21 protein-coding genes, 3 tRNA genes, 3 rRNA genes, 1 other RNA gene and 1 pseudogene are annotated in these 26,358 nt (G+C 39.9%); 28 read left to right on the forward strand and 1 reads right to left on the reverse strand.

Features of this window, described 5'->3' with window-relative positions:
* The first annotated feature begins 56 nt into the window (after window positions 1-56).
* From pth to EJF26_RS07345, 18 genes and pseudogenes are all read left to right on the forward strand, one after another.
* Entirely contained in the window at window positions 57-626 is a 570-nt protein-coding gene (pth, locus tag EJF26_RS07265; RefSeq protein ID WP_000163942.1) for an aminoacyl-tRNA hydrolase, read from the forward strand.
* Window positions 627-4,130 (forward strand): transcription-repair coupling factor, encoded by a 3,504-nt coding sequence (gene mfd / locus EJF26_RS07270; RefSeq protein WP_000258133.1) that lies wholly within the window; start codon window positions 627-629, stop codon window positions 4,128-4,130. It begins immediately after the preceding gene.
* A gap of 57 nt (window positions 4,131-4,187) precedes the next feature.
* Window positions 4,188-4,454, forward strand: coding sequence for an RNA-binding S4 domain-containing protein (locus EJF26_RS07275; protein WP_001234975.1), 267 nt, complete (start codon window positions 4,188-4,190; stop codon window positions 4,452-4,454).
* A complete protein-coding gene (locus EJF26_RS07280; protein WP_000041924.1) occupies window positions 4,447-4,815 on the forward strand; it encodes a septum formation initiator family protein in 369 nt (122 codons plus the stop codon). The genes EJF26_RS07275 and EJF26_RS07280 overlap by 8 nt, the downstream gene beginning before the upstream one ends.
* Before the next feature lie 4 nt (window positions 4,816-4,819).
* Complete coding sequence (locus tag EJF26_RS10125) at window positions 4,820-4,942, forward strand: SP_0009 family protein (protein WP_000429345.1); 123 nt, start codon at window positions 4,820-4,822, stop codon at window positions 4,940-4,942.
* A complete protein-coding gene (locus EJF26_RS07285; RefSeq protein WP_001224826.1) occupies window positions 4,935-6,209 on the forward strand; it encodes a serine hydrolase in 1,275 nt (424 codons plus the stop codon). The genes EJF26_RS10125 and EJF26_RS07285 overlap by 8 nt, the downstream gene beginning before the upstream one ends.
* The gene (tilS, locus tag EJF26_RS07290; protein ID WP_001209147.1) at window positions 6,206-7,483 is read left to right on the forward strand and encodes a tRNA lysidine(34) synthetase TilS; all 1,278 of its coding nucleotides are present in this window, start codon (window positions 6,206-6,208) and stop codon (window positions 7,481-7,483) included. Before EJF26_RS07285 ends, tilS begins: the two co-directional genes overlap by 4 nt.
* Window positions 7,484-7,487: 4 nt before the next feature.
* On the forward strand, window positions 7,488-8,030 hold the full coding sequence (gene hpt / locus EJF26_RS07295) for a hypoxanthine phosphoribosyltransferase (protein WP_000889407.1): 543 nt from the start codon (window positions 7,488-7,490) through the stop codon (window positions 8,028-8,030).
* 15 nt (window positions 8,031-8,045) lie between these two features.
* Complete coding sequence (ftsH, locus tag EJF26_RS07300) at window positions 8,046-10,004, forward strand: ATP-dependent zinc metalloprotease FtsH (protein WP_000744578.1); 1,959 nt, start codon at window positions 8,046-8,048, stop codon at window positions 10,002-10,004.
* 119 nt (window positions 10,005-10,123) lie between these two features.
* A pseudogene (locus EJF26_RS07305) lies at window positions 10,124-10,380 on the forward strand (hypothetical protein).
* A gap of 72 nt (window positions 10,381-10,452) precedes the next feature.
* Window positions 10,453-10,524 (forward strand) — tRNA-Glu (locus EJF26_RS07310).
* A gap of 232 nt (window positions 10,525-10,756) precedes the next feature.
* A 16S ribosomal RNA gene (locus EJF26_RS07315) occupies window positions 10,757-12,303 on the forward strand.
* A gap of 51 nt (window positions 12,304-12,354) precedes the next feature.
* A tRNA-Ala gene (locus EJF26_RS07320) sits at window positions 12,355-12,427 on the forward strand.
* A 129-nt stretch (window positions 12,428-12,556) separates the two neighbouring features.
* Window positions 12,557-15,460 (forward strand): 23S ribosomal RNA (locus EJF26_RS07325).
* A 76-nt stretch (window positions 15,461-15,536) separates the two neighbouring features.
* Window positions 15,537-15,652: ribosomal RNA gene (gene rrf / locus EJF26_RS07330) — 5S ribosomal RNA — on the forward strand.
* Together the 16S, 23S and 5S rRNA genes with 3 tRNA genes alongside form the textbook arrangement of a ribosomal RNA operon.
* 5 nt (window positions 15,653-15,657) lie before the next feature.
* Window positions 15,658-15,731 (forward strand) — tRNA-Asn (locus tag EJF26_RS07335).
* 397 nt (window positions 15,732-16,128) lie between these two features.
* Window positions 16,129-16,365 carry a sigma(X)-activator ComW gene (gene comW, locus EJF26_RS07340; RefSeq protein ID WP_000484932.1) on the forward strand — a complete coding sequence of 79 codons (237 nt, stop codon included), beginning with the start codon at window positions 16,129-16,131 and terminating at the stop codon, window positions 16,363-16,365.
* A 229-nt stretch (window positions 16,366-16,594) separates the two neighbouring features.
* The gene (locus tag EJF26_RS07345) at window positions 16,595-17,881 is read left to right on the forward strand and encodes an adenylosuccinate synthase (RefSeq protein WP_025168978.1); all 1,287 of its coding nucleotides are present in this window, start codon (window positions 16,595-16,597) and stop codon (window positions 17,879-17,881) included.
* A gap of 484 nt (window positions 17,882-18,365) precedes the next feature.
* On the opposite strand, the gene EJF26_RS07350 is transcribed toward EJF26_RS07345, so the two are convergent.
* Window positions 18,366-18,911, reverse strand: coding sequence for a hypothetical protein (locus tag EJF26_RS07350; protein WP_000976885.1), 546 nt, complete (start codon window positions 18,909-18,911; stop codon window positions 18,366-18,368).
* 266 nt (window positions 18,912-19,177) lie between these two features.
* Between EJF26_RS07350 and tadA the strand changes: the two genes are divergently transcribed.
* The 10 genes from tadA to EJF26_RS07400 all read left to right on the forward strand — a co-directional run bounded on the left by tadA (window position 19,178) and on the right by EJF26_RS07400 (window position 26,347).
* Window positions 19,178-19,645: a tRNA adenosine(34) deaminase TadA gene (gene tadA, locus EJF26_RS07355; protein WP_025168976.1), complete on the forward strand. Its 468-nt coding sequence runs from the start codon at window positions 19,178-19,180 to the stop codon at window positions 19,643-19,645.
* Window positions 19,646-19,677: 32 nt separating this feature from the next.
* An RNA gene (ffs, locus tag EJF26_RS07360) (signal recognition particle sRNA small type) lies at window positions 19,678-19,772 on the forward strand.
* 59 nt (window positions 19,773-19,831) lie between these two features.
* Window positions 19,832-20,275, forward strand: a complete 444-nt coding sequence (locus EJF26_RS07365) for a dUTP diphosphatase (RefSeq protein WP_000701999.1) — start codon at window positions 19,832-19,834, stop codon at window positions 20,273-20,275.
* 1 nt (window position 20,276) lies between these two features.
* A complete protein-coding gene (locus tag EJF26_RS07370) occupies window positions 20,277-20,792 on the forward strand; it encodes a histidine phosphatase family protein (RefSeq protein ID WP_000691243.1) in 516 nt (171 codons plus the stop codon).
* A 13-nt stretch (window positions 20,793-20,805) separates the two neighbouring features.
* Window positions 20,806-22,167 carry a DNA repair protein RadA gene (radA, locus tag EJF26_RS07375; RefSeq protein WP_080563325.1) on the forward strand — a complete coding sequence of 454 codons (1,362 nt, stop codon included), beginning with the start codon at window positions 20,806-20,808 and terminating at the stop codon, window positions 22,165-22,167.
* Window positions 22,168-22,239: 72 nt separating this feature from the next.
* Window positions 22,240-22,734 (forward strand): beta-class carbonic anhydrase, encoded by a 495-nt coding sequence (locus EJF26_RS07380; protein ID WP_004246703.1) that lies wholly within the window; start codon window positions 22,240-22,242, stop codon window positions 22,732-22,734.
* Between the two features lie 214 nt (window positions 22,735-22,948).
* Window positions 22,949-23,917, forward strand: coding sequence for a ribose-phosphate diphosphokinase (locus EJF26_RS07385; RefSeq protein ID WP_000010176.1), 969 nt, complete (start codon window positions 22,949-22,951; stop codon window positions 23,915-23,917).
* A 311-nt stretch (window positions 23,918-24,228) separates the two neighbouring features.
* Window positions 24,229-24,864, forward strand: coding sequence for an amylase-binding adhesin AbpA (gene abpA, locus EJF26_RS07390; RefSeq protein ID WP_000757007.1), 636 nt, complete (start codon window positions 24,229-24,231; stop codon window positions 24,862-24,864).
* 85 nt (window positions 24,865-24,949) lie between these two features.
* A complete protein-coding gene (gene srtB / locus EJF26_RS07395) occupies window positions 24,950-25,786 on the forward strand; it encodes a class B sortase, LPKTxAVK-specific (RefSeq protein ID WP_000091217.1) in 837 nt (278 codons plus the stop codon).
* Between the two features lie 123 nt (window positions 25,787-25,909).
* Window positions 25,910-26,347 carry a CoA-binding protein gene (locus EJF26_RS07400; protein WP_000076486.1) on the forward strand — a complete coding sequence of 146 codons (438 nt, stop codon included), beginning with the start codon at window positions 25,910-25,912 and terminating at the stop codon, window positions 26,345-26,347.
* Window positions 26,348-26,358: the final 11 nt, after the last annotated feature.

The raw sequence follows: 26,358 nt of genomic DNA on the forward strand, positions 1-26,358 counted from the left end.
GTGTCAATTAGGTTGGAAAAAAATTCCAACCCTTTTGGCTTTTGAAAGGAAAATAAATGACTAAATTACTTGTAGGATTGGGAAATCCAGGGGATAAATATTTTGAAACCAAGCACAATGTTGGATTTATGTTGATTGACCAATTGGCCAAAAAACAAAATGTCACCTTTACACATGACAAGATATTTCAAGCTGACCTAGCATCTTTTTTCCTCAATGGAGAAAAAATTTATCTTGTCAAACCAACAACATTTATGAATGAAAGTGGAAAAGCAGTTCATGCTTTATTGACTTACTATGGTTTGGATATTGAAGATTTACTCGTCATTTACGATGATCTTGACATGGAAGTTGGGAAAATTCGTTTAAGATCAAAGGGCTCAGCAGGTGGCCATAATGGTATCAAGTCTATTATTCAACATATAGGTACTCAGGTCTTCAACCGTGTTAAAATAGGTATTGGCAGACCTAAAAAAGGCATGTCAGTTGTTCACCATGTTTTAAGTAAGTTTGATCAGGATGACTATGTAGGTATTTTACAGTCAATTGACAAGGTTGACGATTCTGTAAACTACTATTTACAAGAGAAAAACTTTGAGAAAACAATGCAGAGGTATAACGGCTAAATGGTGACTTTATTAGATTTATTCTCAGAAAATAATCAGATAGAAAAATGGCATCAAAGTCTGACAGATAAGAAAAGACAACTAATACTAGGTCTGTCAACTTCTACCAAGGCTCTTGCAATTGCAAGTAGTCTAAAAAAAGAAAAAAAGATTGTGTTATTGACATCGACTTATGGAGAAGCAGAAAGAATTATCAGTGATCTTCTTTCTATCTTAGGAGAGGAATTAGTCTATCCATTTTTGGTAGATGACTCTCCTATGGTAGAGTTTTTGATGTCTTCACAAGAAAAAATCATTTCGCGAGTTGAAGCCTTGCGTTTTTTAACTGATTCATCCAAGAAAGGGATTTTAGTTTGTAATATAGCAGCAAGTCGCTTGATTTTACCTTCTCCAACTGGATTTAAAGAAAGTATTATAAGGATTGCAGTCGGTGAAGAATATGACCAACATGACCTTCTTCACAAATTAAAGGAAATAGGCTATCGCAAAGTTACACAAGTACAGACCCAAGGTGAGTTTAGTATTCGAGGAGATATTTTAGATATTTTTGAGATGTCTCAGTTAGAACCTTTCCGAATCGAGTTTTTTGGTGATGAAGTAGATGGAATTCGGACTTTCGAAGTAGAAACACAATTATCAAAAGAAAATCAAACAGAACTCACCATCTTTCCAGCAAGTGATATGCTTTGGAGGGAAAAGGACTATCTACGAGGTCAGTTAGCTTTAGAAAAGCAAATTTCAAAGACTCTATCACCAATTTTAAAATCATACTTGGAAGAGATTTTGTCAAGTTTTCATCAAAAACAAGTACATTCAGATAGTCGAAAGTTTTTATCTTTATGTTATGATAAAACATGGACTGTATTTGATTATATTGAAAAAGATACACCAGTATTCTTTGATGATTATCAAAAATTGATGAATCAGTATGAAGTTTTTGAAAGAGAGTTAGCACAATACTTTACAGAAGATTTACAAAACAGTAAATCATTTTCTGATATGCAGTATTTTGCTGATACTGAGCAAATCTATAAAAAACAAAGTCCAGTGACCTTTTTCTCCAATCTCCAAAAAGGATTAGGAAATCTCAAGTTTGATCACATTTACCAATTTAATCAATATCCTATGCAGGAGTTTTTCAATCAATTTTCTTTTCTTAAAGAAGAAATTGAGCGATATAAAAAAATGGACTACACCATTGTTCTGCAGTCCAGCAATTCAATGGGAAGTAAAAAATTGGAGGATGTTTTAGAGGAATACCAGATTAAATTAGATTCCAGAGATAAGTCAAGTATCTGTAAAAAATCTGTAAACTTGATTGAGGGTAATCTAAGACATGGTTTTCATTTTGTGGATGAGAAAATTCTCTTGATTACTGAACATGAGATTTTTCAAAAGAAATTAAAACGTCGTTTTCGAAGACAACATACATCAAATGCAGAGCGTTTAAAAGATTATAATGAACTTGAAAAAGGGGACTACGTTGTTCACCATATCCATGGAATTGGTCAATATCTAGGAATCGAAACAATTGAAATCCAAGGCATTCACCGTGATTATGTCAGTGTTCAATATCAAAATGGGGATCAAATCTCCATTCCAGTAGAGCAGATTCAGTTACTGTCCAAATATGTTTCAAGTGATGGTAAAGCGCCAAAACTTAATAAATTAAATGACGGTCATTTTAAAAAGGCCAAGCAAAAAGTTAAGAACCAGGTAGAGGATATAGCTGACGATTTAATCAAACTCTATTCTGAACGTAGTCAGTTGAAGGGTTTTGCTTTCTCAGCTGATGATGATGATCAACATGCTTTTGATGATGCCTTCCCTTATGTTGAAACGGATGATCAACTTCGTAGTATTGAGGAAATTAAGAGAGATATGCAGGATTCTCACCCCATGGATCGACTTTTAGTTGGGGATGTTGGTTTTGGGAAGACTGAAGTTGCAATGCGTGCAGCCTTTAAGGCAGTCAATGATCACAAACAGGTTGTTGTTCTAGTTCCAACGACGGTTTTAGCACAACAACACTATACGAATTTTAAGGAACGATTTCAAAATTTTGCAGTTAATATTGATGTGCTGAGTCGCTTTAGAAGTAAAAAAGAGCAGGCAGAGACACTTGAAAAATTAAAGAATGGTCAAGTTGATATTTTGATTGGAACCCATCGTGTTTTGTCTAAAGATGTTGTGTTTTCAGATTTGGGATTGATGATTATTGATGAGGAGCAACGATTTGGTGTCAAGCATAAGGAAACTTTGAAAGAACTGAAAAAACAAGTAGATGTTCTAACCTTGACTGCAACACCAATCCCTCGTACTCTCCACATGTCTATGCTGGGAATCAGAGATTTGTCTGTTATTGAAACTCCTCCAACCAATCGCTATCCGGTTCAAACCTATGTTTTAGAAAAGAATGACAGTGTGATTCGTGATGCTGTTTTACGTGAAATGGAGCGTGGAGGTCAAGTTTACTATCTTTACAATAAAGTTGACACGATTGACCAGAAGGTTTCAGAATTACAGGAGTTGATTCCAGAGGCTTCGATTGGTTATGTTCATGGGCAAATGAGTGAGATTCAGTTAGAAAATACTTTACTGGATTTCATTGAAGGTCAGTATGATATTTTGGTGACGACTACCATTATTGAGACAGGAGTTGATATCCCAAATGCCAATACTTTATTTATTGAAAATGCGGACCATATGGGCTTGTCAACCTTGTATCAATTAAGAGGAAGAGTCGGTCGGAGTAATCGTATTGCTTATGCCTATCTCATGTATCGTCCAGAAAAATCAATCAGTGAAGTCTCTGAAAAGAGATTAGAAGCGATTAAGGGATTTACAGAATTAGGCTCAGGATTTAAGATTGCGATGCGAGATCTTTCGATTCGGGGAGCAGGAAATCTCCTAGGAAAGTCCCAGTCTGGTTTCATTGATTCTGTTGGTTTTGAATTGTATTCGCAGTTACTAGAGGAAGCTATTGCTAAACGGAACGGCAATGGGAATAAAAGAACCAAAGGAAATTCTGAGTTGATTTTACAAATTGATGCCTATCTTCCTGACACTTATATTTCTGACCAACGACATAAGATTGAAATTTACAAGAAAATTCGTCAAATTGACAATCGTGTCAACTATGAAGAATTACAAGAAGAATTGATGGACCGCTTTGGAGAATATCCAGACGTAGTGGCCTATCTTTTAGAGATTGGTTTGGTCAAATCTTACTTGGACAAGGTATTTGTAGAACGTGTGGAGAGAAAAGAAAATAAGATTACAGTTCAATTTGAAACAATTACTCAGCGACTGTTCTTGGCTCAAGATTATTTTAAAGCCTTATCTGCAACAAACTTAAAGGCAGCTATAGCTGAGAATAAGGGATTAATGGAAGTCGTATTTGATGTCCGAAACAAGAAGGATTATGAAATTTTAGAAGGTCTGCTGATTTTTGGAGAAAATTTATTAGAGATAAAAGAATCAAAGGAAACTAATTCTCTTTGACGTTTTTCTTCTATAAAAGGGATAAAAATGGTACAATAATAATTTGAGGTAATAAAAATGAGATTAGACAAGTATTTAAAAGTATCACGAATTATTAAGCGTCGCACGGTCGCAAAAGAAGTAGCAGATAAAGGTAGAATCAAGGTGAACGGAATCTTGGCCAAAAGTTCAACGGATTTAAAAGTTGATGACCAAGTTGAAATTCGCTTTGGAAATAAGTTGTTGCTTGTTAAAGTACTAGAGATGAAAGATAGTACAAAAAAAGAAGATGCAGCAGGCATGTATGAAATTCTCAGTGAAACACGGGTAGAAGAAAATGTCTAAAAATATTGTACAGATGAATAATTCTTTTATTCAAAATGAACATCAACGTCGTCGTTACCTGATGAAGGAGAGACAAAAACGAAATCGTTTTATGGGTTGGGTCCTTATTTTGATGATTTTGTTGTTTATTTTACCAACTTATAACTTGGCTCAAAGCTATAATCAGTTATTACAACGCCGCCAGCAATTGACAGAGTTGAAAGAGCAGTACCAAACTCTTAGTGATGAAAAGGATAAGGAATCTGCTTTTGCTGCAAAGTTGAAAGATGAAGACTATGTAGCAAAATATGCACGCGCCAAGTACTATTACTCAAAGAAACGAGAAGCAATTTATACAATTCCTGATTTGCTTCCGAGGTAATGTCATGGAAAATTTATTAGAAGTTGTTGAGCAGTTTTTAAGTTTATCAGATGAAAAATTAGAGGAATTAGCAACTAAAAATCATTTATTACGATTACAAGAAGAAAGGGAAGGGAAGAATGCGTAAGTTCTTAGTAGTGTTATCACTACTATCTGTTTTTATCATAACTTCAAGAGTAGTTAGCACAGAAAAACAGCTTCCTTACTCTTCACAAGAAATTTATTATCTAACTGAGTCTGATTATGGATTTTACTATAAAGAACCTCTTGAATCGCCAATGGTTTATGGAGAAACAGCTGTCTATGCTAATGAAGATCTTGTAAAGGAGTCTGGAAAATTGACTTCTGAAACCACCTTTAAAATTGTAGAATGGCGTTTGAATAGACAAGGTATTCCTGTTTTTAAATTAAACAATCATCAGTTTATCGTTGCAGATAAGCGTTTAATCTATGATCAAAGTCAAGTTCAAACTCAAAATAGACAAGTATGGTTGGAACCGGGGTTTGTTATTTATAACAGTCCTTATGGTGCTAAAGAAATTTCTTCAACATCTCTTTCTCCCTATCAACTTGTAACGGTGGATAGAACTCTCTTTGCTGAGGGACAAGAATTTCTTCATATTAATCAAGTTGGGTGGGTATCAAAAGAGTTCGTCTCAGAAGAAGACAATCGCATCCAAAAGGTTCAAGAAGTTTTATCAAACAACTATCAGAATGAAAATTATTCTATTTATGTTAAACAGCTGAGTACAGGAAAAGAAGCTGGGGTGAATGAAGACAGCAAACTCTATGCAGCTAGCATCTTGAAACTAGCCTACCTTTATTATGCTCAAGATAAGATAAATAAAGGTGACTATACGCTGGACAGTAGCTTCAAGTATGTCTCAGAAGTGAATAATTTCCCTGGATCCTATAAACCAGAAGGTAGTGGTAGTTTACCTAAAACAGGAGACAACAAAGACTACAGCCTCCAACAATTAATTACCAAGGTAACAAAGGAGTCTGACAATGTTGCTCATAATATTTTAGGTTATTATGTGACCAATCAATCTGATGGGGTTTTTAAAGAAAAAATGTCCACCATTATGGGTGAAGATTGGGATGTGAATGATAAATTGACTTCTTCAAAAATGGCTGGAAAGGTCATGGAGGCTATTTATAATCAGAATGGTTTTGTTTTAGAGTCTCTAAGCAAGACGAATTTTGATAACCAACGAATTGCGAAAGGTGTTTCGGTTAAGGTAGCTCACAAAATCGGAGATGCTGACGAGTTTAAACACGATACTGCCATTGTATTTACAGACTCACCTTTCGTTCTCTCTATTTTCACCAAAAATTCTGATTATGATACTATTGCTAAGATAGCTAAGGATGTCTATGAGGTTCTAAAATGAGGGAACGGGATTTTTTAAATCATTTTCTCCGAAAAGAGTATTTCAAAAAGCATTCTAAAGTCGTGTTAGCTTTATCTGGTGGACTGGATTCAATGTTTTTATTCCAGCTATTGTCTACTTACCAAAAAGAGTTAGAAATTGAGCTGATTGTAACACATGTCAATCACAAGCAGAGAAGGGAGTCTGATTGGGAGGAAAATGAACTAAGGAAGTTAGCTAATGTAGCTGGACTTCCTATTTATATCACAAGTTTTTCAGGAGACTTTTCAGAGGCGCGTGCTCGAGAGTTTCGTTATGATTTTTTTAGAAAAATCATGAAAGAGGTTGGAGCAACTGCTTTGGTCACTGCCCACCATGCAGATGATCAGGTTGAAACGATTTTGATGCGCTTGATTCGAGGAAGTAGGCTACGTCATTTGACAGGAATAAAAGAAAGTCAAGTAGTTGATGATATCGAAATCATCCGTCCCTTGTTGCATTTTCATAAAAAGGATTTTCTACCAATTGTTCATTTCGAAGATCAATCAAATCGTGAGAATGCCTATTTTCGCAATCGTATTCGAAATAGGTATTTACCAGAGCTTGAAAAAGAAAATCCTCGTCTTAAATCCGCTCTTTTAGATTTAGGAAGGGAAATTTCAGATTACCAAGTAGCCATAATGGAGCTCTCTGAACAGATTGATGTGGAAGATTTGAATGAGCTCTTTTCATACTCTCAACAAACTCAAGGGATCTTGCTCCAGAACTATCTCAATCAATTCCCTGACTTAAATCTTACGAAAGCTCAGTTTGCAGAAGTTCGACAGATTTTAGCAACTAAAAGTCAGTATCGTCACCCACTGAAAAATGGTTATGAATTGATAAAAGAGTATCAGAATTTTCGAGTTTGCAAAATCAGTCCACAGTCTGATGAAAAGAAAGATGAACTTGTGTTACACTATCAAAATCAAGTTCGATATAAGGGCTATTTATTTTCCTTTGGCATCCCTATTGAAGGGGACGCTGTTCAAAAAATAATGGTTTCACGGGAAACACCTGTATATATTAGATGTCGAAAACCTGGCGATGTTCTTATTCTGAATGGGCATCGAAAGAAACTGAGACGTTTATTTATAGATTTGAAAATCCCTATTGAAAAACGAAAAATAACCCCTATTATTGAGCAATTTGGAGAAATTGTCTCAATTTTAGGAATTGCGACCAGTGATTTGAGTAAAAACACGAAAAATGATATAATGAACACTGTACTTTATATAGAAAAAATAGATAGGTAAAAAGATGTTAGAACACGATATTAAAAAAATCCTCGTTTCACATGATGAAATTACAGAAGCAGCTAAAAAGCTAGGTGCGCAACTAACAAAAGAATATGAGGGGAAAAATCCAATTCTTGTTGGAATTTTGAAAGGATCGATTCCTTTTATGGCTGAATTGGTCAAACATATTGATACGCATATTGAGATGGACTTCATGATGGTATCTAGCTACCATGGTGGAACAGCAAGTAGTGGTGTGATCAATATCAAGCAAGACGTAACTCAAGATATCAAGGGAAGACATATTCTATTTGTAGAAGATATCATCGATACAGGTCAAACTTTGAAGAATTTAAAAGATATGTTTATTGCAAGAGAGGCAGCTTCGGTTAAAATTGCGACTTTGTTGGACAAACCAGAAGGGCGTATTGTTGAAATTGAGGCAGATTATACCTGCTTTACTATTCCAAATGAGTTTGTAGTAGGTTATGGTCTAGATTATAAAGAGAATTATCGTAACCTTCCTTATGTTGGAGTATTGAAAGAAGAAGTTTATTCAAATTAGAAAGATCTATCTTTAATGAAAAAACAAAATAACGGTTTAGTTAGAAATCCATTTCTCTACTTGTTAATTATCTTCTTCCTAGTGACAGGATTCCAGTATTTTTACTCTGGAAATACTGCTGGACGAAGCGAAAAAATTAACTATACAGAACTGGTAAAAGAAATTACAGCAGACAATGTAAAAGAATTGACCTATCAGCCAAATGGTAGCATCATTGAGGTGTCTGGTGTTTATAAAAATCCTAAGACTAGTAAAGAAGAAACAGGGATTCAATTTTTCACTCCTACTGCTACAAAAGTAGAAAGATTCTCAAGTACCATTCTTCCGTCGGATTCAACAGTTTCAGAATTGCAAAAGCTTGCTTCTGAACACCAGGCTGAGGTAACAGTCAAACATGAGAGTTCAAGCGGTATGTGGATCAATATCCTTGTCTCTGTTGTGCCATTTGCTATTCTCTTCTTCTTCCTATTCTCTATGATGGGAAATATGGGAGGAAATAATAGTCGAAATCCAATGAGTTTTGGACGTAGCAAGGCCAAGGCTGCTAACAAAGAAGATATCAAGGTACGATTCTCAGATGTTGCAGGTGCCGAGGAAGAAAAACAAGAATTAGTCGAAGTTGTTGAATTCCTAAAAGATCCAAAACGATTTACAAAACTTGGTGCGCGTATTCCTGCGGGTGTTCTTTTGGAGGGTCCTCCGGGAACAGGTAAGACTTTGCTTGCTAAGGCGGTTGCTGGAGAAGCAGGAGTTCCATTCTTTAGTATCTCAGGTTCTGACTTTGTAGAAATGTTTGTCGGAGTTGGTGCAAGCCGCGTTCGTTCTCTTTTTGAGGATGCAAAAAAAGCAGCGCCAGCCATCATCTTTATCGATGAAATTGATGCTGTTGGTCGCCAACGTGGTATCGGCCTTGGTGGAGGAAATGATGAACGTGAACAAACCTTGAACCAACTCTTGATTGAAATGGATGGTTTTGAGGGCAATGAAGGAATTATCGTTATCGCTGCAACCAACCGTTCAGATGTCCTTGATCCTGCTCTACTACGCCCGGGACGTTTTGATAGAAAAGTCTTGGTTGGCCGTCCTGATGTTAAAGGTCGTGAAGCAATCTTGAAAGTTCACGCTAAAAATAAACCTCTAGCAGACGATGTTGATTTGAAATTAGTTGCCCAACAAACCCCAGGTTTTGTGGGAGCCGACTTGGAAAATGTTCTAAATGAGGCAGCCTTGGTTGCAGCCCGTCGCAACAAGGCAGTCATTGATGCTTCAGATATTGATGAGGCAGAGGACAGAGTGATTGCGGGACCATCTAAGAAAGATAAAACAGTATCACAAAGAGAACGTGAATTAGTTGCCTACCACGAGGCTGGACATACCATTGTTGGTTTAGTCTTATCAAATGCCCGTGTCGTTCATAAAGTTACAATTGTACCACGTGGACGTGCAGGTGGTTACATGATTGCACTTCCTAAAGAAGACCAAATGCTTCTTTCCAAAGAAGATATGAAAGAACAATTAGCAGGTCTGATGGGTGGTCGTGTAGCTGAAGAGATTATCTTTAATGTCCAAACTACAGGAGCTTCAAATGACTTTGAACAAGCTACACAGATGGCGCGTGCAATGGTCACTGAATACGGTATGAGTGAAAAACTTGGCCCAGTTCAATATGAAGGTAATCATGCTATGTTTGGTGCACAAAGTCCTCAAAAATCAATTTCAGAACAAACAGCCTATGAGATTGATGAGGAAGTTCGTTCATTATTGAATGAGGCACGAAACAAAGCTGCTGAAATTATCCAATCAAATCGTGAAACCCACAAACTGATTGCAGAGGCATTGTTGAAATACGAAACATTGGATAGTACTCAAATTAAATCTCTTTACGAAACAGGAAAAATGCCTGAGACAGTAGAAGAGGAATCACATGCCCTATCTTATGATGAAGTAAAATCAAAAATGAGTGAAGAAAAATAACCCCAGAGAGACCTTGTCTCTCTTTTTATGTGCCGTTGAGAGAGGAAGAAGTATAGAATAGAGGAAATAGACCATGGGTTCGTGCATTTTGCTAAACTAAATGCAGAAAGGAGAGGTCTATGAATCTGAAAGAACTATACGAAGAAAGTAAAGGGATTGTAAATAAGTGCCGCAAAGAATACCATCTACATCTGTGGGAGAAAGAGGACTGAGACTGGATGATTATTATCTCTTTCATGAGCTTCTAAAGAATTACAAGGCAAGTCAGGGGAAAGAAAAACAAGAACAACTAGAACGTCTGATGGGAGGAGAATGTTTCAAAGGACGCAAGGCACTTCTAGGAGAATTAAGAGTGGTATTGAGTGATTTTAGATAAACTGAAAATAGGCAAAAAAGATCTTGACAAAGTTTGAAAAGTAGGTATAATAGAAAGAGTTGAAAAACTCAAGGTCCGTTGGTCAAGGGGTTAAGACACCGCCTTTTCACGGCGGTAACACGGGTTCGAATCCCGTACGGACTATGTGTGTATCGCAGGGACGAAAAAAGTAAAAAAAGTTTCAAAAAACTGTTGACATAGGTCAACAGCTGTGATATACTAATATAGTTGTCGCTTGAGAGAGATTGAGTGACAAAGACCTTTGAAAACTGAACAAGACGAACCAATGTGCAGGGCACTATAACTAAGGTTATAGTACTGAACAATGAAAAAACAATAAATCTGTCAGTGACAGAAATGAGTGAGAACTCAAACTTTTAATGAGAGTTTGATCCTGGCTCAGGACGAACGCTGGCGGCGTGCCTAATACATGCAAGTAGAACGCTGAAGGAGGAGCTTGCTTCTCTGGATGAGTTGCGAACGGGTGAGTAACGCGTAGGTAACCTGCCTGGTAGCGGGGGATAACTATTGGAAACGATAGCTAATACCGCATAATAGCAGTTATTGCATGATAACTGTTTGAAAGGTGCAATTGCACCACTACCAGATGGACCTGCGTTGTATTAGCTAGTTGGTGGGGTAACGGCTCACCAAGGCGACGATACATAGCCGACCTGAGAGGGTGATCGGCCACACTGGGACTGAGACACGGCCCAGACTCCTACGGGAGGCAGCAGTAGGGAATCTTCGGCAATGGACGGAAGTCTGACCGAGCAACGCCGCGTGAGTGAAGAAGGTTTTCGGATCGTAAAGCTCTGTTGTAAGAGAAGAACGAGTGTGAGAGTGGAAAGTTCACACTGTGACGGTATCTTACCAGAAAGGGACGGCTAACTACGTGCCAGCAGCCGCGGTAATACGTAGGTCCCGAGCGTTGTCCGGATTTATTGGGCGTAAAGCGAGCGCAGGCGGTTAGATAAGTCTGAAGTTAAAGGCTGTGGCTTAACCATAGTACGCTTTGGAAACTGTTTAACTTGAGTGCAAGAGGGGAGAGTGGAATTCCATGTGTAGCGGTGAAATGCGTAGATATATGGAGGAACACCGGTGGCGAAAGCGGCTCTCTGGCTTGTAACTGACGCTGAGGCTCGAAAGCGTGGGGAGCAAACAGGATTAGATACCCTGGTAGTCCACGCCGTAAACGATGAGTGCTAGGTGTTAGACCCTTTCCGGGGTTTAGTGCCGCAGCTAACGCATTAAGCACTCCGCCTGGGGAGTACGACCGCAAGGTTGAAACTCAAAGGAATTGACGGGGGCCCGCACAAGCGGTGGAGCATGTGGTTTAATTCGAAGCAACGCGAAGAACCTTACCAGGTCTTGACATCCCTCTGACCGCTCTAGAGATAGAGCTTTCCTTCGGGACAGAGGTGACAGGTGGTGCATGGTTGTCGTCAGCTCGTGTCGTGAGATGTTGGGTTAAGTCCCGCAACGAGCGCAACCCCTATTGTTAGTTGCCATCATTCAGTTGGGCACTCTAGCGAGACTGCCGGTAATAAACCGGAGGAAGGTGGGGATGACGTCAAATCATCATGCCCCTTATGACCTGGGCTACACACGTGCTACAATGGCTGGTACAACGAGTCGCAAGCCGGTGACGGCAAGCTAATCTCTTAAAGCCAGTCTCAGTTCGGATTGTAGGCTGCAACTCGCCTACATGAAGTCGGAATCGCTAGTAATCGCGGATCAGCACGCCGCGGTGAATACGTTCCCGGGCCTTGTACACACCGCCCGTCACACCACGAGAGTTTGTAACACCCGAAGTCGGTGAGGTAACCTTTTAGGAGCCAGCCGCCTAAGGTGGGATAGATGATTGGGGTGAAGTCGTAACAAGGTAGCCGTATCGGAAGGTGCGGCTGGATCACCTCCTTTCTAAGGATAAGGAACTGCACATTGGTCTTGTTTAGTCTTGAGAGGTCTTGTGGGGCCTTAGCTCAGCTGGGAGAGCGCCTGCTTTGCACGCAGGAGGTCAGCGGTTCGATCCCGCTAGGCTCCATTGGTGAGAGATCACCAAGTAATGCACATTGAAAATTGAATATCTATATCAAATAGTAACAAGAAAATAAACCGAAACGCTGTAAGTATTTAATGAGTTTTCTAATTTTTGAAAAAATTAGGTTAATAAGGTTAAGTTAATAAGGGCGCACGGTGGATGCCTTGGCACTAGGAGCCGAAGAAGGACGTGACAAACGACGATATGCCTTGGGTAGCTGTAAGTAAGCGATGATCCAGGGATTTCCGAATGGGGGAACCCAACAGGTACTACCTGTTACCCACATCTGTTAAGGATGTGAGGAGGAAGACGCAGTGAACTGAAACATCTAAGTAGCTGCAGGAAGAGAAAGCAAAAGCGATTGCCTTAGTAGCGGCGAGCGAAACGGCAGGAGGGCAAACCGAAGAGTTTACTCTTCGGGGTTGTAGGACTGCAATGTGGACTCAAAGATTATAGAAGAATGATTTGGGAAGATCAGCCAAAGAGAGTAATAGCCTCGTATTTAAAATAGTCTTTGTACCTAGCAGTATCCTGAGTACGGCGGGACACGCGAAATCCCGTCGGAATCTGGGAGGACCATCTCCCAACCCTAAATACTCCCTAGTGACCGATAGTGAACCAGTACCGTGAGGGAAAGGTGAAAAGCACCCCGGGAGGGGAGTGAAATAGAACCTGAAACCGTGTGCCTACAACAAGTTCGAGCCCGTTAATGGGTGAGAGCGTGCCTTTTGTAGAATGAACCGGCGAGTTACGATATGATGCGAGGTTAAGTTGAAGAGACGGAGCCGCAGGGAAACCGAGTCTGAATAGGGCGCATTAGTATCATGTCGTAGACCCGAAACCATGTGACCTACCCATGAGCAGGTTGAAGGTGCGGTAAGACGCACTGGAGGACCGAACCAGGGCACGTTGAAAAGTGCTTGGATGACTTGTGGGTAGCGGAGAAATTCCAAACGAACTTGGAGATAGCTGGTTCTCTCCGAAATAGCTTTAGGGCTAGCGTCGACATTAGAGATTCTTGGAGGTAGAGCACTGTTTGGGTGAGGGGTCCATCCCGGATTACCAATCTCAGATAAACTCCGAATGCCAAAGAATTATGGTCGGCAGTCAGACTGCGAGTGCTAAGATCCGTAGTCGAAAGGGAAACAGCCCAGACCACCAGCTAAGGTCCCAAAATAATTGTTAAGTGGAAAAGGATGTGGGGTTGCACAGACAACTAGGATGTTAGCTTAGAAGCAGCTATTCATTCAAAGAGTGCGTAATAGCTCACTAGTCGAGTGACCCTGCGCCGAAAATGTACCGGGGCTAAAACAATTTACCGAAGCTGTGGATACCTTTATAGGTATGGTAGGAGAGCGTTCTATGTGTGATGAAGGTATACCGTGAGGAGTGCTGGAACGCATAGAAGTGAGAATGCCGGTATGAGTAGCGAAAGACAGGTGAGAATCCTGTCCACCGTAAGACTAAGGTTTCCAGGGGAAGGCTCGTCCGCCCTGGGTTAGTCGGGACCTAAGGAGAGACCGAAAGGTGTATCCGATGGACAACAGGTTGATATTCCTGTACTAGAGTATGTAGTGATGGAGGGACGCAGTAGGCTAACTAAAGCAGACGATTGGAAGTGTCTGTCTAAGCAGTGAGGTGTGATATGAGTCAAATGCTTATATCTATAACATTGAGCTGTGATGGGGAGCGAAGTTTAGTAGCGAAGTTAGTGATGTCACACTGCCAAGAAAAGCTTCTAGCGTTTAAACATACTCTACCCGTACCGCAAACCGACACAGGTAGTCGAGGCGAGTAGCCTCAGGTGAGCGAGAGAACTCTCGTTAAGGAACTCGGCAAAATGACCCCGTAACTTCGGGAGAAGGGGTGCTGACTTTAAGTCAGCCGCAGTGAATAGGCCCAAGCAACTGTTTATCAAAAACACAGCTCTCTGCTAAATCGTAAGATGATGTATAGGGGGTGACGCCTGCCCGGTGCTGGAAGGTTAAGAGGAGTGCTTAGGAGTAATCCGAAGGTATGAATTGAAGCCCCAGTAAACGGCGGCCGTAACTATAACGGTCCTAAGGTAGCGAAATTCCTTGTCGGGTAAGTTCCGACCCGCACGAAAGGCGTAATGATTTGGGCACTGTCTCAACGAGAGACTCGGTGAAATTTTAGTACCTGTGAAGATGCAGGTTACCCGCGACAGGACGGAAAGACCCCATGGAGCTTTACTGCAGTTTGATATTGAGTGTCTGTACCACATGTACAGGATAGGTAGGAGTCTATGAGATCGGGACGCCAGTTTCGAAGGAGACGTTGTTGGGATACTACCCTTGTGTTATGGCCACTCTAACCCGGATAGGTTATCCCTATCGGAGACAGTGTCTGACGGGCAGTTTGACTGGGGCGGTCGCCTCCTAAAAGGTAACGGAGGCGCCCAAAGGTTCCCTCAGAATGGTTGGAAATCATTCGCAGAGTGTAAAGGTATAAGGGAGCTTGACTGCGAGAGCAACAACTCGAGCAGGGACGAAAGTCGGGCTTAGTGATCCGGTGGTTCCGTATGGAAGGGCCATCGCTCAACGGATAAAAGCTACCCTGGGGATAACAGGCTTATCTCCCCCAAGAGTTCACATCGACGGGGAGGTTTGGCACCTCGATGTCGGCTCGTCGCATCCTGGGGCTGTAGTCGGTCCCAAGGGTTGGGCTGTTCGCCCATTAAAGCGGCACGCGAGCTGGGTTCAGAACGTCGTGAGACAGTTCGGTCCCTATCCGTCGCGGGCGTAGGAAATTTGAGAGGATCTGCTCCTAGTACGAGAGGACCAGAGTGGACTTACCGCTGGTGTACCAGTTGTCTTGCCAAAGGCATCGCTGGGTAGCTATGTAGGGACGGGATAAACGCTGAAAGCATCTAAGTGTGAAACCCACCTCAAGATGAGATTTCCCATGATTTTATATCAGTAAGAGCCCTGAGAGATGATCAGGTAGATAGGTTAGAAGTGGAAGTGTGGTGACACATGTAGCGGACTAATACTAATAGCTCGAGGACTTATCCAAAGTAACTGAGGATACGAAGTGTAAGGTTTACTTGGTATTTGATAGATATTCAATTTTGAGTAGGTATTACTCAGAGTTAAGTGACGATAGCCTAGGAGATACACCTGTACCCATGCCGAACACAGTAGTTAAGCCCTAGAACGCCGGAAGTAGTTGGGGGTTGCCCCCTGTGAGATATGGAAGTCGCTTAGCTTTTATCCGCCATAGCTCAGTTGGTAGTAGCGCATGACTGTTAATCATGATGTCGTAGGTTCGAGTCCTACTGGCGGAGTATAGTAAGGGACGTTCTGATGAACGTTTTTTTTGCTCTTTGTCAACTGTAGCAGCTTGAAGTCAGCTAATATTTGAAGGGAACCAATTTGCTCCCCTCCTTAGCACAGAAATTACAGAGCCTTTATTTTTTTATTCGATGTTTTTCAATCTATTTCGCTCTGTAAGGAGAGAAATATGGTACCAAAAGCTCATAGCTTATCTCACACGCTGTGAATATAGAGGAAAGGTCATCTATAATCAATTTTGAAATAGATGATTTTTTCTCTTTTCTTTCAGTATTTTTTATTTTTTTGTTCGTTTAGATTGCTATTTTCACTTTACAGGAATTTTGGACTAAAGTTTTTAAATTTTTGATATCCTAATACTATAAAAAAATGAAATGGAGATTATTGAGGATGTTTCAAGATATCTATGAACAAATTATTGAATTTTGTGATGCTGTTGAGCAGGAGTACAAAGGGTTATTTGCTGATAAAACGAAATGGGAAACCACACATCTTGGTTATTTGCATTATTATTTAATTCGCTATAAGATTACTGATGAAAGAGATTTTATTATCTATCATTTTAGAACATCTTATCGTTTATTTTTAGAAAAATTTGTGATGAAAAGGAATTTTATTTCTAATTGAGTCAAGGTTATTAAAAAACGAACAATAAACAACTAATTAGATTATATTAATAGTAATTAACAATTATTTTTCTTTAGATATTTTTAAATGGAGAGAATTTCCAGATGTTTCTACGCTGACTCTTGAAAAAATGATGAAGTTTTATTATAATAAATTGTAAGATATGATTGCGGGTGAGACTCCTGCCATGTATATGAGAAAGGAAGAGCCTAGCGGCTCAGACAAGATTATGACTTCAGTTGTTGTTGTAGGTACCCAATGGGGCGATGAAGGTAAAGGGAAAATTACAGATTTTCTTTCAGCTAATGCAGAGGTGATTGCTCGTTACCAAGGTGGTGATAATGCTGGTCACACAATTGTGATTGATGGCAAGAAATTTAAGTTGCACTTGATTCCATCAGGTATTTTCTTCCCTGAAAAAATTTCAGTTATTGGGAATGGGATGGTTGTGAACCCGAAATCTCTTGTGAAAGAGTTGAGCTATCTTCATGAGGAAGGTGTGACAACTGATAACTTGCGTATTTCTGATCGTGCACATGTCATTTTGCCATATCATATTGAATTAGACCGTTTGCAAGAAGAAGCTAAAGGCGACAATAAAATCGGGACTACTATCAAGGGTATTGGTCCAGCATATATGGATAAGGCTGCTCGTGTAGGGATTCGAATTGCAGATCTTTTGGATAAGGATATTTTCCGTGAACGCTTGGAACGCAATCTTTCGGAAAAGAATCGTTTGTTTGAAAAATTGTATGACAGTACGCCTATTTCAATTGATGATATTTTTGAAGAGTACTATGAGTATGGCCAACAAATCAAGCAGTATGTGACAGATACATCCGTTATCTTGAACGATGCACTTGATAACGGTAAACGTGTACTTTTTGAAGGTGCACAAGGTGTCATGTTGGACATTGACCAAGGCACTTATCCATTTGTTACTTCTTCAAACCCTGTCGCTGGTGGTGTGACAATTGGTTCTGGTGTTGGTCCAAGTAAAATTGATAAGGTTGTAGGTGTATGTAAAGCTTATACGAGTCGTGTAGGTGACGGACCTTTCCCAACTGAGTTGTTTGATGAAGTGGGAAATCGCATTCGTGAAGTAGGTCATGAGTATGGTACAACAACTGGCCGTCCACGTCGTGTGGGTTGGTTTGACTCAGTTGTGATGCGTCATAGTCGCCGTGTATCTGGGATTACCAATCTTTCATTGAATTCTATTGATGTTTTGAGCGGTTTGGATACTGTGAAAATCTGTGTGGCCTATGATCTCGATGGTCAACGTATCGACCACTACCCAGCTAGTCTTGAACAGTTGAAACGTTGCAAACCTATCTACGAAGAATTGCCAGGGTGGTCAGAAGACATCACAGGAGTTCGTAATTTGGAAGATCTTCCTGAGAATGCGCGTAACTATGTTCGTCGTGTGAGTGAATTGGTTGGCGTTCGTATTTCGACATTCTCAGTAGGTCCTGGTCGTGAACAAACCAATATTTTAGAAAGTGTTTGGTCTTAAGAAAATTTTTAAGATTTATTTAAGACAGGTCGGGTATACTATAGACAGTTACAAGAAGACCTCCTAACTTGTTGTAACAAATATCCTAAACTTTTCTTTTTCATAATAATCTCCCTACTAAGTCACCCCATTGGGTGGCTTTTTTTTAGTTCATAAGTCCTATATAGGCTTCTACTTGACTTTTTAAAATAAAGAAAAAAACAGTGGGATAGAAATCTCTAGACTAAGTCTCGATTTGGTAAACCTATATCTGTAAGATTTCAACATTTGAGTAAATTGGTTAATGTTGTGAATGGAGAAAAGAAGTTTTGGTAAAAGTAGCTTTTTGAATTCTAAAATACCAACAAACAGTTCAATCTACTAATAAATTATAGGTGTACAACTAAGCAAAAATGAGGTTGGGATTTTTGATCCCAGCCTCTTCAGTGAACTATTTTCTTTAGAATTTATAAGTTAGATAAAATTAAATTTTTTGTAAATTAGCTTATTTGATAACTTGGTTTCCTGATTTGTCATTTTGAATTTGGTTCATTTCGTGCATAAAAACATCTGCTTTCAGTTTATCTGTGATGATACTGACACTTATTAGCTTATTTAGATTTTTCTCATATCCTTCTAAAAAAATAGGATTTCTAATTTTCATGGTTAACTTTGCACAATTAAAGGGACGTTTTTTAATGGTTATTTGTTCGATATCTTGAAGTTTAAATTGATAATGTAATATGCTGAGGCCTCTGCTACTATAGGTATAATACTGAACAGTATTGTTTTTATGAACTTCTAATTTTACTCCATTTATGAAGAGATAATACCCCATAAACCATAGAAGAAGTGGAGCATAAATCAGTACGATTGCTATAATAATCTTGTCTGTAAAATCGGTATTATAAGCTATCAGATGCTTTAGAATCCAGAGAATCATAACAGATAAAGATATCATGAATGGTCCCCCTGCTCTATTAAATTGATTTTTATATGGAAACATTAAGGTAAATTTTGGTTTATCCAGTAATAACTCTAATTTCATCATTTACCCTTTCATATTGTTTATTGTATAAATTTCAGTATATTCATCTCTTGAACTTTCTATGTCAGTTATCTCCATTATTTTAAGTTCATGATTTCTGATTTTCTATCAATTTTGCTAATATTATACTCTTTTTAAAACATTATTTCTACAATCCAGCGATTTGATAATATCTAAAGTTAGTCAGTGTAAATATTATAGAGCTCTTTTTTTGTCTAGGAAAACATGCTATAATGATAGAATTGATTAAGCAGGAAAAGAGAGAAGCTATGGGTTATACAGTTGAAGAAAAAGAAGCTTTTATGAAAGAGGCCTTGAAAGAGGCAGAGATTGCTCTGGAACACGATGAAATTCCAATTGGTTGTGTGATTGTCAAGGATGGAGAGATCATTGGTCGGGGGCATAATGCGCGCGAGGAGTTGCAACGGGCGGTTATGCATGCAGAAATCATGGCCATAGAAAATGCGAATGCAAGTGAAGAGAGTTGGCGTCTGCTTGATTGTACGTTGTTTGTGACCATTGAGCCTTGTGTTATGTGTAGTGGGGCGATTGGACTTGCCCGTATTCCAAATGTAGTTTACGGGGCTAAAAACCAGAAATTTGGTGCTGCTGGTAGTTTGTACGACATCTTGACAGATGAACGTCTTAATCACCGTGTAGAGGTCGAAACGGGAATTTTGGAAGATGAATGTGCAGCTATTATGCAAGACTTTTTCCGAAATCGACGAAAAAAATAATTTTTCTTTTAAAATGAATAGGAATGTGATATAATAAATAGTGGAGCAACAGTTCTGCGTGAAGCGGGTCAGGGGAGGAATCCAGCAGCCCTAAGCGAGTGTGAATTGTGTGCTCTTTTTTCGTGCTTTTTTCGAATAAATAAGATAAAATAGCCTAGAATAAATGATAATAGAAAAGAGTATAATATGAAAATTCGTGGTTTTGAATTGGTTTCGAGTTTTACAGATAAAAATTTGCTACCGAAGCGTGAGACAGCCCATGCAGCTGGTTATGATTTAAAGGTCGCGGAACGCACTGTGATTGCTCCAGGAGAGATTGTTCTCGTTCCGACAGGTGTTAAGGCCTATATGCAGCCGACAGAAGTTCTCTATCTTTATGATCGTTCATCAAACCCTCGTAAGAAGGGCTTGGTCTTGATTAACTCAGTTGGGGTCATTGATGGGGATTATTATGGAAATCCTGGAAATGAGGGACATATCTTTGCGCAGATGAAAAACATTACTGATCAGGAAGTGGTTCTTGAAGTTGGGGAACGTGTGGTTCAGGCTGTCTTTGCACCATTTTTAATCGCAGACGGAGATGAGGCAGACGGCGTGCGAACTGGTGGATTTGGATCAACAGGGCACTAAGATGAAGATTATCTTTGTACGTCATGGGGAACCAGATTACCGTGAGTTAGAGGAACGTTCTTATACAGGTTTTGGGATGGATTTGGCCCCCTTATCTGAGAAGGGACGACAACAAGCTCAGGAACTTTGCCAAAATCCCTTACTACAATCAGCTAACTTACTAGTGACTTCAGCAGTAACGAGAGCTTTAGAAACAGCTTTTTATGTTTCTTGTGCTACTGGCCTCCCTTTGAGGGTGGAGCCTTTGTTACACGAATGGCAGGTTTATGAAAGTGGTATAGAGAATTTTGAAAGAGCTAGATGTCTGTTTTTAGAAAGCAAGGGGGAGTTGCTTCCTAATAGTTCTATTCAATATGAGACAGCTGCGGAGATGAAGTCTCGTTTTCTAGAATGCATGACTAAGTATCGAGAACATCAGACTGTGGTAGTTGTCGCTCATCGAATGCTCATGCGCCAGTTTGTACCTAATGAAAAAATTGATTTTTGCCAAGTGATAGAGTGTGAGATAGAGATTTAGAAAGAGGTTTATCATCGCAAAGAAAAAAGCGACATTTGTATGTCAAAATTGTGGGTATAATTCCCCTAAATATCTAGGACGTTGTCCCAACTGTGGATCTTGGTCTTCTTTTGTCGAGGAAGTTGAGATTGCAGAGGTCAAGAATGCGCGTGTGTCCTTGACAGGTGAAAAAACCAAACCTATGAAACTGGCTGAAGTAACTTCTATCAATGTCAATCGAACCAAGACTGAGATGGAGGAATTTAACCGAGTGCTTGGTGGAGGAGTGGTACCGGGGAGTCTCGTCCTTATCGGTGGGGATCCAGGGATTGGGAAATCAACCCTTCTCTTACAAGTCTCGACTCAGCTGTCCCAAGTAGGGACTGTTCTCTATGTCAGCGGGGAGGAGTCTGCCCAGCAGATTAAACTCCGTGCAGAACGCTTGGGAGATATTGATAGTGAGTTTTATCTCTATGCAGAGACCAATATGCAGAGTGTTCGTGCAGAAGTAGAAAGAATTCAGCCAGACTTTCTCATTATCGATTCCATCCAGACCATTATGTCTCCTGAGATTTCAGGGGTGCAAGGTTCTGTGTCTCAGGTGCGTGAGGTGACGGCTGAGCTTATGCAGCTGGCTAAGACTAATAACATTGCCATTTTTATCGTAGGGCATGTGACCAAGGAAGGGACCTTGGCTGGTCCGCGTATGTTGGAGCATATGGTAGATACAGTGCTTTACTTTGAAGGGGAACGTCACCATACCTTTCGTATCTTGAGAGCAGTCAAAAACCGTTTTGGTTCCACTAATGAGATTGGCATCTTTGAGATGCAGTCGGGCGGATTGGTTGAGGTGCTCAATCCGAGTCAAGTTTTTCTAGAGGAGCGTTTGGATGGGGCTACTGGCTCGTCAATCGTTGTGACCATGGAAGGGACCCGTCCGATTTTAGCAGAAGTTCAAGCCTTGGTGACACCGACTATGTTTGGAAATGCCAAGCGTACTACGACAGGTCTTGATTTCAATCGTGCGAGTCTGATTATGGCTGTTTTGGAAAAACGGGCAGGACTTCTCTTGCAAAATCAGGATGCCTATCTCAAATCTGCTGGTGGGGTCAAATTGGATGAGCCCGCTATTGATTTAGCCGTTGCGGTTGCTATTGCTTCGAGTTACAAGGACAAGCCTACCAATCCTCAGGAATGTTTTGTGGGTGAACTGGGCTTGACTGGAGAAATTCGGCGTGTGAATCGTATCGAGCAGCGCATCAATGAAGCTGCTAAACTGGGCTTTACTAAGATTTATGTACCTAAAAATTCCTTGACAGGAATCACTCCACCCAAGGAAATTCAGGTGATTGGAGTGACAACGATTCAGGAAGTTCTGAAAATGGTCTTTGCATAATCTGTGACAAATTCTCTTAAAAATGATAAGATAGGAGAAATATTTGATTGTCAAATTTTTGAGGAGGGAATCGTGTCGTATTTTGAACAGTTTATGCAAGCCAATCAGGCTTATGTTGCCCTTCATGGGAAATTAAATCTGCCACTTAAGCCGAAAACAAGAGTAGCAATTGTGACCTGTATGGACTCACGGCTACACGTCGCGCAAGCTCTGGGTCTGGCACTTGGGGATGCCCATATCTTGCGGAATGCGGGTGGTCGAGTAACTGAGGACATGATTCGTTCACTGGTGATTTCCCAGCAACAAATGGGGACAAGAGAAATTGTGGTGCTTCACCATACAGACTGTGGAGCTCAAACTTTTCAAAATGAAAGTTTTCATGAACATTTGAAACACGAGCTCGGAGTTGATGTGTCTGATCAAGATTTTTTACCATTCCAGGATGTTGAAGAGAGTGTGAGAGAGGACATGCAGTTGCTTCGAGAATCTCCACTGATTCCTGATGATGTGGTTATTTCAGGTGCTGTCTATGATGTGGATACAGGAAGTATGAGAGAAGTATACTAACTTTGTCTCGAAAAAATTTCATCCTAGCATAAAATCGATTGTTAAAATGTAGAATTTTTAGTTTTAATATAGCTAATATAAAATAGTATAAAACAAGGGTATAAATGTTTACTCTTGTTTTATTTTTGATTGAAAAATAAAGGAAAAAGCGCTACAATGGTAGATGGAAAATGTTGTGTAAAAAACAAGTGATACATAAATACCGGAGGAAATCATGTCTTTTTCTGATTTAAAGCTGTTTGCCCTTTCTTCTAATAGAGAATTGGCAGAGCGTGTGGCGCAAGAAATTGGGATAGAGTTGGGGAAATCGACTGTTCGCCAATTTTCAGATGGAGAGATTCAGGTCAACATTGAAGAATCAATCCGTGGAAAACACGTCTTTATCCTACAATCAACTAGTTCACCTGTAAATGATAATTTACTTGAAATTTTGATTATGGTGGACGCATTGAAGCGGGCTAGTGCAGAATCTGTCAATGTTGTCATGCCTTACTATGGCTATGCACGTCAGGATAGAAAAGCAAGAGCGCGTGAGCCAATCACTGCAAAACTCGTTGCAAACATGCTAGAAGTTGCTGGCGTAGATCGTTTGTTGACGATTGATTTGCATGCTGCACAGATTCAGGGATTCTTTGATATTCCTGTAGATCACTTGATGGGTGCTCCATTGATTGCGGACTATTTTGAACGTCGTGGCATGGTTGGCTCTGACTACGTGGTTGTCAGCCCAGACCATGGTGGGGTGACTCGTGCTCGTAAATTGGCAGAGTTTTTGAAAACTCCGATTGCGATTATTGACAAACGCCGTAGTGTAGATAAGATGAATACCAGTGAAGTGATGAACATCATTGGTAAGGTAGAAGGTAAGACTTGTATCTTGATTGACGATATGATCGATACAGCTGGAACTATTTGTCATGCGGCGGATGCTCTTGCTGAAGCAGGTGCTGTTGAAGTTTACGCAAGCTGTACGCACCCAGTTCTTTCAGGGCCAGCTATGGACAATATCCAAAAATCAGCTATTAAGAAATTGGTTGTTTTGGATACTATCTACCTACCAGAAGAGCGTTTGATTGATAAGATTGAACAAATTTCGATTGCTCATCTTCTAGGCGATGCTATTATCCGTATCCACGAAAAACGTCCTCTTTCTCCTCTATTTAGTATTGAGAAAACCATTTAAATCGGGCATCTGAAAATCTATGACCCTTCAAAAGTAGAGAAGTCCTCCTTAGATAGTGATGAAGTATCATTTTCAGAGGTAATGATTAAGGAAAAATCTCCTAAAATGTTCGTCTTTTAGACATTTCTATCAGCTATTGCTAGTAAAAAAATCGCTTGCACGGCTTGTGTAGAGAAACTTTTCTTCATTTTACTAGATTTTTTCAAAAAAATTTTAATAAATACTTGACAACAGCCATATATATGATATACTTGTAGGTAATAAGGCCTGTCCTTATAAATTAAATAAGAAATTAAAGAGGAGATAAAACAATGAAAAAAGTTTTATTATCATCAGTAGCAGCACTTGCAGTATTTTCTGCAGCAGCTCCAGTTTTTGCTCAAGGTGAAAACCCAAATTCTTCTAACCAATTGATCCAAAAGAAATACATTTCTGAACGTGATATTGCTGATGAAGTTAACCGTCAAGTAGCAGCTCACGAAGCTGAAATCAACGAAGAAGCTGAACGCCAACCAGCAGTTGTAGCAGCTAAAGCAGCTCTTGAAGCATACGGTTCAGGTCACCTTTACGGTGAATATGTAGCTAAAGTTGAAGCAGCTCGTACAGAAGCTCGTAACATCGTTCGTAACCGTTACATTCAAGTTATGCAAGAAAAAATCCGTACTGCTCCTGGATTTAACCACTATAACGATCCAGTTAAAGATCAAGAAGACAACAACAAACGCATCGCTGACGACCAAGAAGCACAAGGTAAGGGATCAGGTAAAGGATCAGCTAAACCAACAGATGGTAAAGGATCAGCAGATGGTAAAGGATCAGCTACTCCAGAACCAGGTAAACCAGGTGCTGTAGATCAAGCTAAAAAAGCTGACGATGCAGCTAAAAAAGCTGGTGTAGCAGCTAAAGCTGGTCAAAAAGCTCTTCCAAAAACACACGCTGCTAAATAATTCATTGATTTGATGAAGTAGCCCATCACTGAAACTTCGTTTCAGTGATTTTTTTGGTAAAAGTGGAAAAGATGAAGGAGAAAAGATGAGTAGACGTTCTAAGAAAAAGAATTTGTCCATTTGGAAAATTATTGCTTCCGTAGTCGCAGTAGCTATTGTTGCGGTTGGTGGGTATTTTATCATTAATAGCCTTTCTACTCCCAACGACTCAACTAACGAGCCAAAAGTTACTCAGGAAACTAAAAAACCAGCCTATACAGCCAGCGCAGAAGAAAAGGAATACCTTTCAAATAAATTTAAGGGCTTAACTTCGACCAACTCGGAGACAATTGCCTATGTCTATGCTCCTGGTACACAGTTAGATGAGCCTGTTGTTCAAACAAAGGACAATGAAACCTACCTCAATAAAACCTTTGAAGGGGACAATGTTCCTTATCTAGGTGCTGTATTTATGGATACGGACAATAAGAAAGATTTTAGTGATCGTTTGACATGGTTGTTTGCCCATGCGAGAGGAAGTAAACTTGGCGATCATCGTATGTTTAATGATGTGAACTATTATAGCCGTCAAGACTATTTTGATGAGCATCCTTATGTTGTTATCGAAACACCTGAGAGAAAGTTCTATTATGAAGCTGTTGCGATGATTATTGTACCAGAAGAGACAGCCTTCTATCGCACTAGTTTTGATGATGACAAAGATTTTGAAAAACAGTTAACTACTATTTACGATACAGCAGAGGTTAAAAAACCAAATGTGAAAGTATCTGCTAAGGATAAGTACCTTGTTCTTTCTACTTGTCGTGAAGAGGATGATACGATTCGTGCTAATCTCTATCTTCGCCAAATTCCTGATTCAGAGATGAGTGAGTTTGTCAAACAACATGGAGAGAAATTGACTTATAAACCAACCAGATCATAAAACCAAATCCTCCTAAAGTCAGATAAGATGATTTTAAGAGGATTTTTTGCATTCAGATAATTCATAGTCAAAATCTGTAAGCCTTTTCAAAATATGCTATACTGAGAAAAAAGGAGGATTTCTATGAGTCAAGAATTTATCAATCCGAGTGATGGTGTGATTCGTCAGTATCTGGCGACCAGTAAAACGTTAGCGGTAGTGGGTTTGTCTGACCGTGAGGAAACAACTAGCAATCGAGTGACCAAGGAAATGCAGGCTCGGGGCTATAAAATCATTCCAGTTAATCCCAAGGCTGCAGGTGGGGAAATCTTGGGAGAGAGGGCTTATGCGAGTCTAGCTGAGATTCCTTTTCCTGTGGATATTGTTAATGTATACCGACGGAGCGAATTTTTACCAGATGTGGCGCGTGATTTTCTCAAGGCTGATGCCAAGATTTTCTGGGCACAACTGGGACTTGAAAGCCTAGAAGCAGAAGAAATCTTGCGTGCTGGAGGATGCGACGACATCGTAATGAATCGCTGTATCAAGAGAGAACATACACGCTTAATTCTTGAACAATAAAAGGTAGCCAT

It is taken from the genome of Streptococcus oralis subsp. dentisani, from assembly GCF_007475365.1.
GTDB lineage: Bacteria > Bacillota > Bacilli > Lactobacillales > Streptococcaceae > Streptococcus > Streptococcus mitis_AX.